Genomic DNA, 16,358 nt, shown 5'->3' with positions numbered 1-16,358 from the left:
TTCATCAGTTGATCGAATTGAACAAATAGGCAATAGAAAATTTAGGTGGAACTGTTAGAGTCGAGATAAATCAGCAAGTTGGAAGAAGAGAAAAGACGATGAAAAAAATTATTCAGGGTATGCTGGTCTTGGGCAGTGCTTATTTTATTTCGACAAGTTATGCCGCAAGTTTTGACTGTAAAAAGGCGAAAACCATTACCGAACATGCGGTTTGTGATAACCGGAGTATTAATGATGCCGATGTCAAAATGGCAACAACCTATACGATTATTCGTCATTTGGTTCCCATGGGGACACGTGGTGCAATTCAAGATCAACAAATAAAATGGCTACAACTACGCGATCAGTGCCGTGACAATGTCAGTTGTTTAAGTGATGTATATAAAATGCGGCAGCAAAAACTGGATCTCTACATGGACCGCGTTTATAAACAAGGACCTTTTTAAACCTTAAAATTTAGTGCGACAGAATAAAAATTTTCCATTCACACTATTGAAAAATAGTGAAGTCCCTCCATTCATATAGGCAATTGATAATTTTACTCAGTATGAACGGAGAGACTGATGAGCGAACAACAATCTCAAAAACACAGCTTCCAAGCGGAAGTGGCTCAGTTACTGCATTTAGTAACACATTCTTTATATTCAAATCCTGAAATTTTCCTTCGTGAGTTAGTATCAAACGCATCTGATGCCTGCGATAAATTACGTTTTGAAGGCATTAACCATCCTGAATATTATGAAAATGATCCAGATTTACATGTGCGTATTCATTTAAATAAAGAGCAGAAGACAATTACCATTTCGGATAATGGTATTGGTATGACACAACAAGAAGCGATTGATCATTTGGGTACGATTGCTAAGTCTGGCACTAAAGATTTTATGTCGAAGCTTACGGGTGATCAAAAGTCAGATGCACAATTGATTGGTCAATTTGGTGTGGGCTTCTATTCAGGTTTTATTGTTGCTGAAAAAATTACAGTGGAATCACGTCGTGCTGGGGTAAATGCTGCTGAAGGGGTACGTTGGGTTAGTAATGGTACAGGTGAGTTTGATGTAGAGCCAATTGATAAGGCTTCACGTGGAACCGACATCATTTTGCATTTACGCGAGGATGCTTTAGATTATTTAGATCGTTACAAAGTTAAGCAGATTATTAATAAATACTCTGATCATATTAGTTTACCAATTGAGATGCAGAAAGAAGTTTGGCAACAAGAGGAAGCTGCCGAAGGCGAAGAAGCAAAACCTGGTCAATATGTACTGACGGATGAGTGGGAAGCGATTAACTCAGCAAGTGCATTATGGACGCGTAATAAAAATGAGATCAGTGAAGAACAATATACTGAGTTTTATAAAAACCTGAGCCATGATTTTGAAGCCCCGCTTGCGTGGACACATAACCGTGTAGAGGGAAGTACGGAATATACACAGTTACTTTATATTCCATCTCGCGCACCAAGCAATATTTTCACACGTGAAGCTAAAGCAGGAATTAAGCTGTATGTGAAACGTGTATTTATCATGGATGATGCGGATAATTTGATTCCAAATTATTTACGTTTTGTTCAAGGTGTGGTTGATAGCGCAGACTTACCACTTAATGTAAGCCGTGAATTATTACAAGAAAGTCGCGACGTGAAAACGATTCGTGAAGGTAACGCCCGCCGTATTTTAACGGTGCTAGATGGTTTGGCGAAATCTGAAGATGTTGCTGATCAAGAGAAGTTTGCAAAATTCTACGCTGAGTTTGGTTCAGTCTTAAAAGAAGGCTTAGGCGAAGACATGGCGAATCGTGAGCGTATTCTAAAATTATTACGCTTTGCTTCGTCAAATAATGATGAAGTGAAAACATCATTTGCAGACTATAAAGCCAATATGAAAGAAGGCCAAAAGGCAATTTACTATGTGACTGCTGATAGTTTAAATGCTGCGAAAAACTCACCACAACTTGAATTGTTCAAGAAAAAAGGTATCGAAGTGCTGCTCATGACTGAACGAGTGGATGAGTGGGCGATGGAATTTGTTTTTGAGTTTGATGGAACACCATTACAGAATGTATCAAAAGGTGCAGTTGATTTGGGTGATCTACAAGATGCTGAAGAGAAAAAAGCACTTGAGGAAGCTGCTGAGCAGTTTAAACCTGTTGTTGAAAAACTGTCGGATGCGTTAAAAGATAAGACCTCTGAAGTGCGTGTAACAACACGTTTAGTGGACTCTCCTGCGTGTTTGGTGGTTGCTGAGGGTGAGTTGTCACCGCAACTGGTTCGTATGCTGAAACAAGCAGGCCAAGCGGTACCTGAATCAAAACCAGTCTTGGAAATCAATCCATCCCATCCGTTGGTACAAAAATTAGAAGGTTCAGCGCAATTTGATGATTTGGCGAATGTGATCTTCGATCAAGCGTTGATTGCTGAAGGCGGTTTACCCGAAGATCCAGCCCAATACATCAAACGGATTAACAGCTTATTGCTGAAGTAACGGTAGATATGAAATGAACCTCCTTCGGGAGGTTTTTTTATTTGGTTTTTCGATAGAGCACATGAATAAAAACGTCCATGTTTTAATCTTTAAAATAAATTAAAAATAAATAATTAATCTATAATAACGATCGTTAAGTATTGGGAATCTTAAGATGAAAATTTGAGTGATCGCTGTAATGGGCTCGCTGCTGTCTATGGGCCTCATGCAATCTGCTCAGGCAGACAGCGCTAAGCAAAAAATGGTGCGTAATGACCGTGTGCAGGTTTCAAAGCAGATCGCACAATACGATATCAACCCTTTTGTTGATAGTCGCCGTGTGATGCGAAATGATCGTGTTCAGTATAGTTTTCCTAAAGTGAAAAAAGTCGCTGAAAAACAGCCGAGTATTGTACGTAATGATCGTGTACGTGTGATTAAGAAAAATTGAACCTGCGTTATTTAAAAAAAGCCCATCCTGTTGAGATGGGCTTTTTATTCGCTGTGAAATAGCGGGTTCTAGAACAAGGCTTCAAGGCGCACTAAAGCGCCCACAAAGTGGCTTTTATCGTCACGATGGTTGTTGAGGTAGTTGAGATCACCTTGGATATAAAACCATTCGCGCAGAAAGGGCTGTCGCCATGATACATAGGGTCCCCAACTGTTTAAACGCAGTTGATCGTTATTATAAAAACCACCTGTATATAGGCCGTAGTTGAATCGGTTACCTTTAAAAAATTGGTGTTGGCGGTAACTGAAGTTATCCCATTTCAGATCATCATCCTGTGCATCTGCATAGGTCAGGTTGAATTGGTTTGAGATAAAGGGTTGGCCTGGACGAGCATGGGTTAATTCTAAATTGGTTCTTAGATAATTTTCACTATCGATACCATAACGATAAATTTGTTCGGCTAAAAAACTGTAATCATTGTCGAGTTGCCATTTTTTAGCTGCTTTTAAGCGGACATATAGGTCATCACCAGAACGTAAACCTAGATCAACGTCAGTTTCGAAGGGCAGTCGATCTGAAATTTCTGACCAACGTAAAGCCAGTGAACTGTTATCTTCACGGGTTTGCTTATTGTCATAATTTTTATCACTACGCCCCGCAGGGTTTTCATTGGTAATTGCAGCATTATTTTCTAATTCATTATCAAGTGAGTCATCACCAAAGACCACACTCAATTTTTTTTCTAAAGTGGGAAGCTTAATTTTACCGCGAATACGTGGCTTAATTTCGTATTCATCGTGCTTATTCCAACTGTTGTCTAAAATCACCCTAAGGGTAGCATTGGCTGGTTTATCAGGCTCACTTTGCCCAAACCAGTTATCCATGCGAACGGCCGTTCGATCTGCCCAATTTCGGACTTTCTTCTGTTGTCGATCGGTCCAGCTATTATTTTCCGTTTGTTCTGTTGTCGGAACAATGAGGTGATCTGATTGTTCAGGTAAGAAGGTCGGTGTTGCATCAATCCAACGTGGAATTTGATCTAAAAAATCATAGGTTTTTGGCATGATATACGGTGAACTTTGCTCGGTTGCAGGCACATCCTGCGAATGTTGCCCCTCAGTTTCATTGGCCCAAGCAACTTGATACATCAAGCTCATTGATGCGGAAAAAAGCAAAGTCCGAATAAAGTACTGTTGTTTTTTATGCATATGTTTTGGCTCTATTTAATTATCATCTGAGTATCCTGCATCTGTAGTTTTGTTATTTTTATCGGATAAATGCAAGCCAAACTACAAAATAAATGCAATTAATCTTCGGTCATTTGCTTAAGTGCTTGATAAAGCGAAATCACATCAATGGGGTGAGGCAATTGTTGGATCACATTTTGGATGCTTTGCCAATTTAAACCTTGCTGTCGATGGAGGATCAAATAGGGAAGGGCTTGTTCGGTACGCAAGAGTGCCATGCGTTTTTGACCGTGGATTAAACGTATTTTTTGACGTTCTTGTAATAATAACAGCGGGGTATGTAGCGTCGGTTCAGGTTCATCAAAATGAATGAATTTTTGCGTATGAATTAACTGTGCCGGGATAAATGGATAATAGTCGTTTTGCGACCAAATTATTTCAGCCTGCTGAGACTGTTGATAGAGCTGATCAGGTGCAGCACAGAGTTGCTCTAGATTGTCCCATGTCATGACTTTAATCGCGGCAAGTTCATGTTGATGTTGTTGGCAAAACAGTTGAGAGAGTCGAATGGCTTCCATTTGCGTTTGAGCACCAAACAACAAGAGATATTTGATGAAGCGACCTTCGGTATTGATTTGCTCTGCTAAATACAGTGGCTGGTTTTTCCAATCTGTACCATCTGTCGTATGCAATAGAACATCAAGTTGCGTTGTGAGTTCAGGCTGATCTATAAACTGCAATTCATACAAGGCCAATTGCGCATCGATGTTTTGCAGCGTTTGAACGCGAGCGGTATATTGAGCGATTTGAACCTGTTCAGGAAGTTCAACGCCTGCCATTGTCGAGTTGAGATTTTCCTCCGATGGGGCATGTGTTGGCTGCTCAATTAGAACAAGAGGAACGGTATCAGGTGCAGAAAGCTCCGGTTTATTTGTATTTGAGTTATCAAGCAACGTATCCGCTTCATTGATTTGCTTATCGCAATGATCTAGATCGACAGATCCGTCTTTATTTATCGCTTCAATTGGCAGTAGGACATCCATACTTGTTGCAACAGTGCTTGGTGCTGTGCTGACTTCGTCCTTTAGGCGTACGGCATGTAGACGTAGATCGATATCACTGATTAAACATTTATATAGCTGTTGTTGCTCAATTAACCAATCATAGCATTCACTGAAATTGCCCCATTCACTGAGTAACGCCGTGCGTTGTTTGGCTGGAATCATCCACACTTGCCAACCTAATTCATGGTCGTGCAGCAAGGCCCAACCCATCTCTGGATATTGATATAAAGCACTTTCGAGTGCAGCGTCATGGTTAAAATAGCCACGAAATAACCATGAATATGGCGTTTGTTTGGAAAATTCAGTGGCAGCCATCTGTGGTTCAGTTAATGCACGATAACTTAATATTTGCTTTTGAAAAATTGGTTCATCGCATAAGGCAAAAATTTCATGAATCCGACGTTTAGAAAGCGCAGCTTCATAAAAACTCAAAGCACGGTGTTCAAGTTGATGGGTCAGTACATGGATTTCTTTTATTAATTGTACTTTCTCTTGTAAATTCATTTGTCCGCTTCCTAAAGGACTTTTTGTGCTTTTTCTAAATATTTAGCCAATACAATATTGGTTGCAAGTTCTACTAATTTATATTCAGCCGAGTTCGGGTTTCGATATGTATTGGCCAATTCAATCAGGCGTTCAATATCGATGACCTGCGGTGAAATTTTTCCTTGTATCAGTGCCTGAAGTTCTTGCATAGGACAATGTAAATTTAAAAATAAAGAAGTCGATTAGTTCATTTGATTATAGAGATTTCATTAAAAAAAACATGGAAATAAATGTCAGCTTCTACAAATTAAGTGTTGAATATGACAATTAATGCGCATTTTGTTTAAAAATAATACCAAATCATTAGCTTAATGATATGCGTTGCAAAAGATATCTCGGCATCTTAGCGTCAATTTTTTTTGAAGTCATCATCAGCGATTAAGCGCTGCTAGACGTTGATTTTTAATGTTAAGTAAAGAATAAAGCCCAAAGAAAAGGCACAAAAAATAAAAAACCGATGGTGGGAGCCATCGGTTTTTTATGGAAAAATCAGCTAAAAATTAAGCTTTTTTTTCTGTGTTTGTTATAACTTCGGTTGTATCAGCAGCTGGAGCTTGGCTCTCTGCATTGGCAGTTTCAGCAGTTACAGCTTTTTTTACTGGAAAATCTGGTACGTAAACGATTTGTGCAGAAACAGTTGCAGAAAGCGCCATCACAGCAACAGCCATAGCATATTTGATTGCGTTCATTTGTGTATTCCTATCAATCATTAGTAACTCAAAAATTGAGTCAGGGAGAAAATTAATCACTTGAATTTATGTGAAAATAATATCAAAAAATAATCAATTAAAAATGATCGATTCGGCAACACAAGATAAATGGTAGGATTTAATATTTATATAAAACAGTCTATTAGAGTTATTGCTCTAGAGTTTTTAGTGGCTGAGTGACAGCGGCGTATCACTCAGATATAGATGAAAAATCTATGAATGTTTAGCACATTTCTTTTCATAGACTTTGCCTGCGATACCACCAATAATGGCACCACTAATCGTACCAAAAACAGGCAATATACTGCCTGCAACAGCTCCGATCGCAGCACCTTTGACGGTCGGAGAAAAACGTGAGAGAAAGCTATTCTTCCCTGTTTGGGACTCGTTGGTGGTTGTTTGAGGGGTTGTATTGGTAGATAGTTCGGTTTCAGCAGAAGTTGCTTGAGGTTCAATAGTCATGACATTACTCCCGAGCATGATCGTTTGAAGAATGAAGCTTTTAGCCTAATCGGTAGTGGCCTTGGCTTAAACAGAAAGCATGTAATAAATGATGGTCAGTTTGTAATCCCTCGAAGTGGAATTCACTCCTGTGTAAGACATGTAATATTTTGCTGTTTTGATGTTTAAAAAATAACCAAAATAAGTGACTTAATCATATGATGAAGATTCAAAATCATAACAATGAGGATAAATACAATGTCTGTTGCTAAAGTCGTTGAAGTAAATGCAAGTAGCGCAAAAAGTTTTGAAGATGCGATCCAAACGGGAATTAATAAAGTCACTGAAACCGTAAAGAACGTTCAGGGTGCATGGATTAATGAACAAAAAGTTGTGGTGAAAGACAATAAAATTGCGGAATATCGAGTGAACTTAAAAATCAGCTTCTTGGTTGAATAAGTTTCATTTTATTGAAGTTAAAAACTGATCATAAAAAATCCCCGAAGTTCGGGGATTTTTGATTGAACACGCTGAATTATTTTTCAGGTGTTTCACAGCTTTCATCATTACAGACAGGTGTAGGAGCAAGCTCAGGGAGTTCCGCAGCTTTGTCCATCACTTTTTTAAATACATCTTTCGGTTGAGCGCCTGCTAAAGCAATGCGTTGCTCAAACACAAAGAACGGTACACCGGTAACTTTAAGTTGGTCGCGTGCTACTTCTTCGTCGTATTTGACGAAATCAGCAAATTCATCTGAGTCTAATAAGTCATCGACTTCAACAGGGTTTAGACCAATACGAGATGCAACATCTTCTAAGGTTTCACGTTCACCAATGGCCAAGCCTTGCGTCATATAGCTATAGAAGAACGCTTCTTTGGCTTCACTGCCGAGACCTTTGCTTTGTGCAAGATGAATCAAGCGGTGCGCGTTGAAAGTATTGCCTGAATTGGCTTTTTGCCAGTTAAATTCAATACCTTCAGCTTTTGCCATTTCGGCAATATTGCGCTGCATTTCCTCTACTTCTTCAATACTGCGGCCATATTTTTGAGCTAGACGTTCAGTATTAGAAATTTCTAGGCGAGCGGGCGCATCTGCATCAAGTTGATAGCTATGCCAAAACACTTCAAGCTCTACACCCGATTCTTCGGCAGCAGCTTCAAGGCGTTTTTTCGCAATATAACAAAATGGGCAAACCACGTCTGACCAGATATCTACACGCATGGGAAATCTCTTTTCTATGTTCTGGGAAAATGATGGGGGCAAATCCTAAAATTTAAAGCCAAGCAATGCAATCCATTTTTGTTTCGATGGCTCAATGTCGGTTTTTTTTGATTTTGTTACAAGGATTGAATGAAGATTTGTCGAACGATTAATCCGTGATTAAACGTTTACCCAAACAAATTACTTCAACCTCTTCATAGCCCAATTGTTCATAAAAATTTTGTACGTCAATGTTGTCTTGTCGAATCAGTAATTGAAGTTTTGGGCAGCCTAGTGCAATTAAGCGTTTTTCTAATTGTTGAATGAGGGCGGTAGCGACGCCATTACGTTGAAAATGTGGATGTATGGCAAGATAATTGACCCAGCCTCGGTGTCCATCATAGCCACCCATCACAGTTGCAATCAGTTGATCATCTTTGACCGCCAACAAGAATAATTGATCACGTTGAGCCAATTTTCGAAATATATCAATTTCAGGGTTATTCCATGGGCGGGTCAGATCACACAGTTCCCAAAGTGCAATCACATCATCTAAATCAGATTCGAGATAGGGGCGGATAATAAACATAATTTTTGTTTTAGCATGTATTTTGACCAATTTAGATTAGTCGAGTTTTGCAGACTTGATAAGTCATATTGAAAAATAAAAGCCATAAAAAAACGCTCCGAAGAGCGTTTTTTATTTCACTGTCAATTAAGCCGTTTTCACTTCAGGCTGAGCAGCTAACATATGGCCGTTCTCTTCGAAGTTGATGTGCCAAGACAATGCTTCACGTAGAAGGTGAGGTGTTTGACCACCTTTCGCACAAGCACGGTCGAAGTAATCATTTAATGCTGCACGGTAGCTTGGGTGTGCACAGTTGTCGATTACAGCACGAGCACGTTCACGTGGAGCAAGACCACGTAAGTCAGCAAGACCTTGTTCAGTAACCAAGATGTCAACGTCGTGTTCTGCATGGTCAACGTGAGAAGCAAATGGAACAACAGAAGAAATGTCGCCACCTTTTGCAATTGATTTAGTCACGAAGATCGCCAAGTGCGCATTACGTGCGAAGTCACCTGAACCACCAATACCGTTCATCATTTTTGTACCGCAAACGTGAGTTGAGTTCACATTACCGTAAATGTCAAACTCAAGTGCTGTGTTGATACCGATGATACCTAAACGACGTACAAGTTCTGGGTGGTTAGAAATTTCTTGTGGACGTAATACAAGTTTGTCTTTGTATTGTTCAAGGTTATTAAATACTTTTTCGCCATATTTCGCAGAAAGCGTAATAGAAGAACCTGAAGCAAATTTCATTTTGCCTGCGTCGATCAATTCAAATGTACAGTCTTGAAGTACTTCAGAGTACATGATCAAGTCTTCAAAGTTTGAATCTTTAAGACCAGTCAATACTGCGTTTGCAATTGAACCAATACCTGCTTGTAATGGACCTAGGTTCTTCGGTAAACGACCTTCAGCGACTTCTTTTTCAAAGAAAGCGATAAGGTGGTTTGCAATACCTTGAGTTTCATCATCAGGGGCAGTCACTGTAGATGGAGAGTCATGCAATTCGTTGTTAAATACGATACCTACGATTTTTGAAGGATCGATGTTGATTGCATGTGTACCAATACGTTCATCAACATGAGTCAATGGAATAGCTTGACGTGTTGGACGATATGTTGGGATATAAATATCGTGTAAGCCTTCAAATGCTGGACTTAAGTTGGTGTTTATTTCAACAATCACTTTTTCAGCAAAAATTGCGAAGCTTGCAGAGTTACCTACAGAAGTTGTAGGGATGATGCCACCATCTTCAGTGATCGCAACAGCTTCAATAATTGCTACATCAGGCTTTTTAAGCTGAAGGTTACGCATTTGTTCAACTGTTTCAGACAAATGCTGATCGATGAACATTACTTCGCCTTTGTTGATCGCTTTACGTAATGTATTGTCTACTTGGAACGGTAAACGACGAGCAAGAACACCTGCTTCAGTCAATTTTTTGTCCAAATCGTTACCCAAGCTCGCGCCAGTAATTAGGGTAATTTTAAGAGGATTAGCATGAGCCTGTTGAACCAACGCTAAAGGTACAGCTTTCGCTTCACCTGCGCGTGTGAAACCACTCATACCTACCGTCATACCATCCTGAATGAATTCAGCAGCTTTTTCTGCGCTGATAACTTTGTCGTGAAGGGCAGCTAAACGGATGCGATCTAAAGACATCATATACTCTCGTGAAATTCTCAAAACTGATACGGATTGTACCGATCAAAAAAGCCATTTTGCATCCCTGTTAGGCTAAGGTCTAATTTTTTGAAAAAATGTGGGTATAAGATTTTATTATGATTTATAAGTTGATGAATAATAAAGTTAAAAATACCAATGATTAAGGATTGAACAAAACTGTTCGTTGCTTTTTTGAACGCTTGTTAAAAGCGTTCAGTTAAACTTTGCTTAATTTTTTCCAATGGGCTGTTGTTTAATATTTCATCATTTTCGAGTTTTTGCAGTGGTAAAGAAATGATCGCTTCGAGTCCACCTTCTGCTCGATTGTGAATTGAAAGTTGACCTTCGTGAATATCCACAATACGTTTTACAATGGCTAAACCGAGTCCACTGCCTTGAATGGTACGTGCATCATTACCACGTACAAAAGGTTGCATCAGGTCTTCAATTTGGTCTTCAGGAATCCCTTCGCCATTATCGGCAACGCGAATTTGAATATGGTCACCTTCATATTCGGTAGACAGTTCAATCGGCTCGGCACCATAGCGTTTTGAGTTATTGATTAAGTTGCCTATTAGTCGTTTTAAGGACAGGCTACGTGCTTGAATAATCGGTAAGTCTTGAGGTTCAAAGCGAATATCTAAAGGTTTAAATTGAATCACTAATTCCTGCAATAGCGCATTTAAATCAGTATCTTGCGGAACTTCATCAGAGCCATCTCGCATATACGAAATGAACTGATTCAGAATCGCATCCATATCTTCAACATCGTAAATCAGACCTTCTTTTAGGAAGTCATCATCAGGCATCATTTCTGCGCTGAGTCGAATACGGGTCAGCGGAGTACGCAAATCGTGGGAAATACCGGCCAACATGATGCGACGATCACGTTCAGTTTGTTCCAGCGTGTAGACCATGTGGTTAAAGGCTTGGTTTACTTCACGGATTTCTTGTGGCCCATGGTTGGTTTCTAAATAAGGGGCAGTGCCGTGTTTACTGTAGTTGTTTGCCGCATCTTGTAAACGTTTTAGCGGACGGTTGAGCTGACGAACCAAGGTTAAAATAATGATGCCGGCAATCAGAGGAATACCCAATAACCATCCCAGAATCAGCTCTGCGCTATAGTTGGCATAGGTTTTTAAAGGCTCGCGAACCCAGTTGCCATTCATTTCTGGAGTTTGAATCCAGATGCGTGGGTCAGGTTTAAATTGGAAATACACGGTCGCATTATCAATGCGCATTTCTTTGGCCAGTTTTTTTTCAATTTGATTGGTAAAGAATTCTGCAATCACTTTGTCTTTAACATTGGGAAATTCTTTTGGATCGGTCACATATTCGATCCCGACGCGATTGCGCATCCAATCGTCGACATCTACTTCTGCATTGTTATGAAAAATCCGTAAATCAGGATTGTTAATGATTTCAAGTTCGACCGCGAGGTAACGAGCATGTTGTTGAATTTCGGGTAAATAGAGTGTGCGCCAAAAGAACCATAAGGACATAAACAGGCTAAAAAACACCACAAATAATACCAATACGGTGGTCCGCATGGCTGCAGAGCGGGGTTTGATTTTATCGAGGAAGCGTTCCCAAGGTGTCCGTTTTTTTTCGGAGTAGGTAACGTAGTCGGTAAATTCCTGTGGGTCGATGGGTTCGAGTTTCACGCAGAATCCTTTAAGCAAATTTTTTGAAAGGCAGTTTTTATTCTTTGCGATGGAATCTTACTGCTGGAACGTTCTTTGGGAGGAGTTTGTTATGTACTTTTTAAAAAAGTACCAAAATTTTTGCCATTCGCTGAACTCGCGCACATTACTTTTATTCATTCAATTTCAAGTGGCTCAGACAGCAGCGAATGGTATTTCCGGACATGAGGTACGGTGACTCGATTCTCAGGTCTTATTTTATGGCTTATTCAGCACCATCTGGAACAAAGACATAACCTACGCCCCAAACGGTTTGAATATAGCGCGCACGTGCTGGGTTTTCTTCAACCAAACGACGCAGGCGAGAAACCTGAACGTCAATTGAACGTTCCATCGCGCCCCATTCACGACCACGAGCAAGATTCATTAACTTGTCGCGTGTCAGTGGTTCACGAGGGTGTTGAACTAATGCTTTGAGTACGGCAAATTCACCCGTTGTTAATGTGACGACTTGACCTTCACGGGTTAATGTACGAGTAGACAGGTCGAGTGACCACGGACCAAAAGACACCACTTCCATTTGTTGGCTTGGTGCGCCCGGAACTTCACGCACTTGGCGACGTAGGACCGCACGAATACGAGCTAATAGCTCATTCGGGTTAAATGGTTTTGGTAAATAGTCATCTGCACCGGCTTCAAGTCCTGCAATACGGTCTGAATCGCTACCACGAGCGGTCAGCATAATGATTGGGGTGTCGATGCTAGATTGGCGCAGACGGCGACAAATACTCAAGCCATCTTCAACAGGCAACATAAAGTCGAGCACAATCAGGGAAAAGAGTTCCCGCTGCAACAGACGATCCATCTGAGTCGCATCATGTGCGGTTTTGACCACAAAACCTTTATCTTCTAGGAAGCGTTGTAAGAGGGTGCGTAGACGCACATCATCATCGACAACCAGAATGCGTTCGACTCGGTCGGTTTCGGCTTGTACGGCATCTGTTTTTTCAGCAGGTACAACTAAACTCATGACGTGCTCCTTATTCTTTATTGTCATCGTAAACAAAAAGTCGATTTCACTTGAGTATACGATTCATTTATATAAATTTACTATGCTCTAAAGCAACAAATATTGCAGTTAAAATCAAGACATAGATACCAAATGTATACATGTTGTTCGAATCAGTTTGCTTGTCTAAGTCTCGCTAATTTGCTGTTTCATAGTCAGTTTCGTAAAAAAATGTGTATTTGAGATGAATTGGCATTAAAAACCACGAATAAATTTATAAAAACAATTGTGGATTTTATGGTCTTGGTCTTTATAATCATGGCTTTTAGAACTTATCCTTGCAGGGATCTAATACGATGACTGACTTAGTTCAGCAGTTGGCAAAAGAAATTGCCGTACGTCCAAATCAAATTGAAGCTGCCATCAAGCTCATTGATGAAGGTGCCAGTGTTCCATTTATCGCACGTTACCGTAAAGAAGTGACGCAAGGTCTGGACGATACTCAATTACGTCAGCTCGATACACGTCTGACTTACCTGCGTGATTTATTTGAGCGCCGTGAAAAGGTAATCGAATCTCTAAAAGAACAAAACAAGTTATCTGATGACTTACTTGCTCGCGTGAATGCAGCAGAAACGAAAAATGCTTTAGAAGAGATTTACGCGCCGTACCGTCCAAAACGTACAAGTAAATCATTTAAAGCCAAAGAAGCGGGTTTAGGCCCAATCGCTGAAAAAATCTTTAATGAAGCGATCGATCCTACGGAAGCTTTGGCAGGCTTTAGCCATGAAGATTATGCAGATGTTGAAAGTCAACTTGATGCGATTCAACACATTTTAATTGATGAATGGGCGCAAAATATTCCATTAACCACTGAACTCAAAGCAACATTTGCAAAAACAGCAATGTTAAAAAGTTTAGTGGCAAGTGATGAGAAAAAGGAAGTCGGTAAAAAATTCCGTGATTACTTCGATTTTTCTGAAAGCTTAAATAAAGTGCCGTCACATCGTTTATTGGCGATGCTACGTGGCCGTCAAGAAAATGTCTTAGGCTTAAAAGTCGATGGTGAAGATGATGCACCATTGGCACGTATTGAAACTGAATATAATATAGAAACAGCTCAGCCACAAGCGCGTGCAGATTTCTTAAAACAAACAGCAAAACTGTTCTGGTTGGGCAAAGTACGTCCTGCTATTGAGCATTCATTATTGACTGAAAAACGTTTGGCTGCCGAAGCTGAAGCGATGGATGTATTTGCTGAAAACCTACGTCATTTATTACTTTCTGCACCAGCAGGCGCGCGTACCACTCTGGGTGTTGACCCTGGTATCCGTACGGGTGTGAAATTGGCTGTTGTCAATGCATCAGGTGATGTACTTGCACACAGTACTATTTACCCGTTTGCCCCGAAAGAAGATAAAGCTGGTTCAGTTGCTGAACTTGCGCGCCTTTGCCGCGAATTCAATGTTGAATTAATTGCGATTGGTAATGGTACTGCAAGCCGTGAAACTGAAGCGGTTGTGGCCGAAATGATGGCTGCGAATACGGATTTGAATTTGATTCGTGTGTCTGTCTCTGAAGCGGGTGCATCTGTTTATTCAGCATCTGAATTGGCATCTCAAGAATTGCCAGAGCTAGATGTATCTATTCGCGGTGCAGTGTCGATTGCTCGTCGTTTACAAGATCCATTGGCGGAGCTTGTTAAAATTGATCCGAAATCGATTGGTGTAGGTCAATACCAACATGACGTGAACCAAACCGGTTTGGCAAAAACGCTAGAAGCGGTTGTGGAAGACTGTGTGAACTCAGTTGGTGTAGATGTGAACACAGCATCATCTGCAATCTTGGGTTATATCGCGGGTTTGAATAAATCAATTGCACAACAAATTGTGGATTTCCGTAAAGAAAATGGTCGTTTTGACAACCGCCAAAGTTTGAAAAAAGTTCCTCGTTTAGGCGAGCGGACCTTTGAACAAGCAGCAGGCTTCTTGCGTATTCAAGATGGGTCTGAGCCACTTGATGCTTCTGCTGTTCACCCTGAATCTTATGGTTTAGTAGAAAAAATTGTGGCAGCGAAAGCAACCACAGTCAAAGATATTATTGGTAATACTGAAATTATTCGCCAAGTAAACGCCGAAGAATTTGTGAATGACCAATTTGGTCTACCGACAATTCAAGACGTTTTATCTGAACTTGAAAAACCAGGCCGTGACCCACGTCCAGAGTTCCGCACGGCTAAATTCCGTGAAGACATCACAGAAGTGGCGCAGTTGACTGAAGGTTTACAGCTTGAAGGTGTGGTTACGAATGTGACTAACTTCGGTGCATTCGTGGATGTGGGTGTACACCAAGACGGTTTAGTGCATATTTCTGAACTTGCAAATGAATTTGTTGCAGATCCGCACAAAGTCGTGAAACCAGGTCAAATTGTTCAAGTTCGTGTCTTGAATGTCGATGTTGAACGTAACCGTGTCAACTTGTCTATGCGTGCAGAAGGTGCTGCTGCAGCGAAACCACAACGTCAACCACGTCGTGACAATGCGCAGCAAGAACAACGTGGTGAGCGTAAGCCACATGCGAAACGTCCACAGCATGCTCGTCCGCAAGGCGACCGCCCACAAGGTCATAAAAAACCTCAAGCAGCGAAACCACAAGAAAATAAAATTGGTGGTTTAGGTGCGTTGTTATTACAAGCAGGGATTAAAGGTTCGAAGTAATCTTGAACTGTTAAAAAAACTCCCATTTGGGAGTTTTTTTTATTTTCTTTTACGGCCTATCAAAGATAAATGAGCTGAATCTTAAACTTCGCAATAAAGTGTAAAAATCACACAAATCACGTATCAAAACACACTATAGAATCGTTCGATTGTCAGACAATATAAGTCACGCCATAAAGTGGTCACAAACTTTAGGCTTTACATACTTACATCTAATTATTTGATATTTATTATAAACGGTAAAATGATGATATCTAAAATTGAACGACATCGATTTCATATTCACGACTTTTTATCTGGAACAGTGGTATTTCTCGTGGCTTTACCACTATGTCTAGGCATTGCATTGGCTTCTGGCGCACCGATTCTCTCTGGCATTATTGCTGGCATTGTCGGTGGTATTTTAGTTGGGGTACTGAGTGGCTCACATATCAGTGTTGCAGGCCCAGCAGCAGGTTTAACAGCAGTCATTTTGGTACAGCTTGAATTACTGGGCGGCAACTATGCCGCCTTTTTATTGTGTATTGTTTTTGCCGGTATTTTACAGATTGGATTTGGCATATTTCGGCTCGGTTTCTTTGCCAACTTTATTCCGAACAATGTCATATTGGGTTTGTTGGCAGCTATCGGGCTGATCTTGATTGGGAGTCAAATACCTTATTTGTTTGGCTTGAACCAATTTTCATGGTCT

The 16,358-nt window shown here is 40.4% G+C and carries 16 protein-coding genes; 6 read left to right on the top strand and 10 right to left on the bottom strand.

Annotation, left to right across the window (positions count from 1 at the left end; all coding sequences use genetic code 11):
- The first annotated feature begins 98 nt into the window (after positions 1–98).
- The 3 genes from AVJ20_RS15335 to AVJ20_RS15325 all read left to right on the top strand — a co-directional run bounded on the left by AVJ20_RS15335 (position 99) and on the right by AVJ20_RS15325 (position 2,913).
- The gene (locus AVJ20_RS15335; RefSeq protein ID WP_078189819.1) at positions 99–446 is read left to right on the top strand and encodes a lysozyme inhibitor LprI family protein; all 348 of its coding nucleotides are present in this window, start codon (positions 99–101) and stop codon (positions 444–446) included.
- Between the two features lie 117 nt (positions 447–563).
- Positions 564–2,483 carry a molecular chaperone HtpG gene (htpG, locus tag AVJ20_RS15330; RefSeq protein WP_111885837.1) on the top strand — a complete coding sequence of 640 codons (1,920 nt, stop codon included), beginning with the start codon at positions 564–566 and terminating at the stop codon, positions 2,481–2,483.
- 166 nt (positions 2,484–2,649) lie between these two features.
- Positions 2,650–2,913 carry a hypothetical protein gene (locus AVJ20_RS15325; RefSeq protein WP_162689784.1) on the top strand — a complete coding sequence of 88 codons (264 nt, stop codon included), beginning with the start codon at positions 2,650–2,652 and terminating at the stop codon, positions 2,911–2,913.
- A gap of 68 nt (positions 2,914–2,981) precedes the next feature.
- On the opposite strand, the gene AVJ20_RS15320 is transcribed toward AVJ20_RS15325, so the two are convergent.
- From AVJ20_RS15320 to AVJ20_RS15300, 5 genes are all read right to left on the bottom strand, one after another.
- Positions 2,982–4,121 carry a hypothetical protein gene (locus tag AVJ20_RS15320; protein ID WP_228157235.1) on the bottom strand — a complete coding sequence of 380 codons (1,140 nt, stop codon included), beginning with the start codon at positions 4,119–4,121 and terminating at the stop codon, positions 2,982–2,984.
- A gap of 98 nt (positions 4,122–4,219) precedes the next feature.
- Positions 4,220–5,668: a hypothetical protein gene (locus AVJ20_RS15315; protein WP_111885835.1), complete on the bottom strand. Its 1,449-nt coding sequence runs from the start codon at positions 5,666–5,668 to the stop codon at positions 4,220–4,222.
- Positions 5,669–5,679: 11 nt separating this feature from the next.
- A complete protein-coding gene (locus tag AVJ20_RS15310) occupies positions 5,680–5,859 on the bottom strand; it encodes a hypothetical protein (protein ID WP_078189814.1) in 180 nt (59 codons plus the stop codon).
- 351 nt (positions 5,860–6,210) lie between these two features.
- Positions 6,211–6,399, bottom strand: coding sequence for a hypothetical protein (locus AVJ20_RS15305; protein ID WP_111885834.1), 189 nt, complete (start codon positions 6,397–6,399; stop codon positions 6,211–6,213).
- A 234-nt stretch (positions 6,400–6,633) separates the two neighbouring features.
- Positions 6,634–6,882, bottom strand: coding sequence for a glycine zipper domain-containing protein (locus AVJ20_RS15300; RefSeq protein WP_218946142.1), 249 nt, complete (start codon positions 6,880–6,882; stop codon positions 6,634–6,636).
- Positions 6,883–7,119: 237 nt separating this feature from the next.
- Here AVJ20_RS15300 and AVJ20_RS15295 point away from each other — a divergent pair, with 237 nt between their 5' ends.
- Positions 7,120–7,320: a dodecin family protein gene (locus tag AVJ20_RS15295; RefSeq protein ID WP_111885833.1), complete on the top strand. Its 201-nt coding sequence runs from the start codon at positions 7,120–7,122 to the stop codon at positions 7,318–7,320.
- A 76-nt stretch (positions 7,321–7,396) separates the two neighbouring features.
- Here the strand turns inward: AVJ20_RS15295 and AVJ20_RS15290 are convergent, their stop codons facing one another.
- The 5 genes from AVJ20_RS15290 to ompR form a co-directional block, all read right to left on the bottom strand.
- Positions 7,397–8,083 carry a DsbA family oxidoreductase gene (locus AVJ20_RS15290; protein WP_111885832.1) on the bottom strand — a complete coding sequence of 229 codons (687 nt, stop codon included), beginning with the start codon at positions 8,081–8,083 and terminating at the stop codon, positions 7,397–7,399.
- 148 nt (positions 8,084–8,231) lie between these two features.
- On the bottom strand, positions 8,232–8,651 hold the full coding sequence (locus AVJ20_RS15285) for a GNAT family acetyltransferase (protein ID WP_111885831.1): 420 nt from the start codon (positions 8,649–8,651) through the stop codon (positions 8,232–8,234).
- Between the two features lie 126 nt (positions 8,652–8,777).
- Positions 8,778–10,295 (bottom strand): acetyl-CoA hydrolase/transferase family protein, encoded by a 1,518-nt coding sequence (locus AVJ20_RS15280; RefSeq protein ID WP_078192882.1) that lies wholly within the window; start codon positions 10,293–10,295, stop codon positions 8,778–8,780.
- Between the two features lie 206 nt (positions 10,296–10,501).
- Entirely contained in the window at positions 10,502–11,962 is a 1,461-nt protein-coding gene (locus AVJ20_RS15275; RefSeq protein WP_111885830.1) for an ATP-binding protein, read from the bottom strand.
- 244 nt (positions 11,963–12,206) lie between these two features.
- Complete coding sequence (gene ompR / locus AVJ20_RS15270) at positions 12,207–12,971, bottom strand: two-component system response regulator OmpR (protein WP_078189809.1); 765 nt, start codon at positions 12,969–12,971, stop codon at positions 12,207–12,209.
- Between the two features lie 335 nt (positions 12,972–13,306).
- Between ompR and AVJ20_RS15265 the strand changes: the two genes are divergently transcribed.
- Together AVJ20_RS15265 and AVJ20_RS15260 are read left to right on the top strand one after the other, a co-directional pair.
- The gene (locus tag AVJ20_RS15265; RefSeq protein ID WP_111885829.1) at positions 13,307–15,667 is read left to right on the top strand and encodes a Tex family protein; all 2,361 of its coding nucleotides are present in this window, start codon (positions 13,307–13,309) and stop codon (positions 15,665–15,667) included.
- Positions 15,668–15,914: 247 nt separating this feature from the next.
- A partial coding sequence (locus AVJ20_RS15260) for a SulP family inorganic anion transporter (protein ID WP_162689785.1) occupies positions 15,915–16,358 on the top strand: 444 nt, incomplete at its 3' end.

The sequence above is a fragment of the Acinetobacter sp. CFCC 11171 genome (assembly GCF_003268405.1).
GTDB lineage: Bacteria > Pseudomonadota > Gammaproteobacteria > Pseudomonadales > Moraxellaceae > Acinetobacter > Acinetobacter amyesii.
Note: the sequence above shows the minus strand (reverse complement) of the source record. Positions and strands in the feature narration are given on the sequence as shown.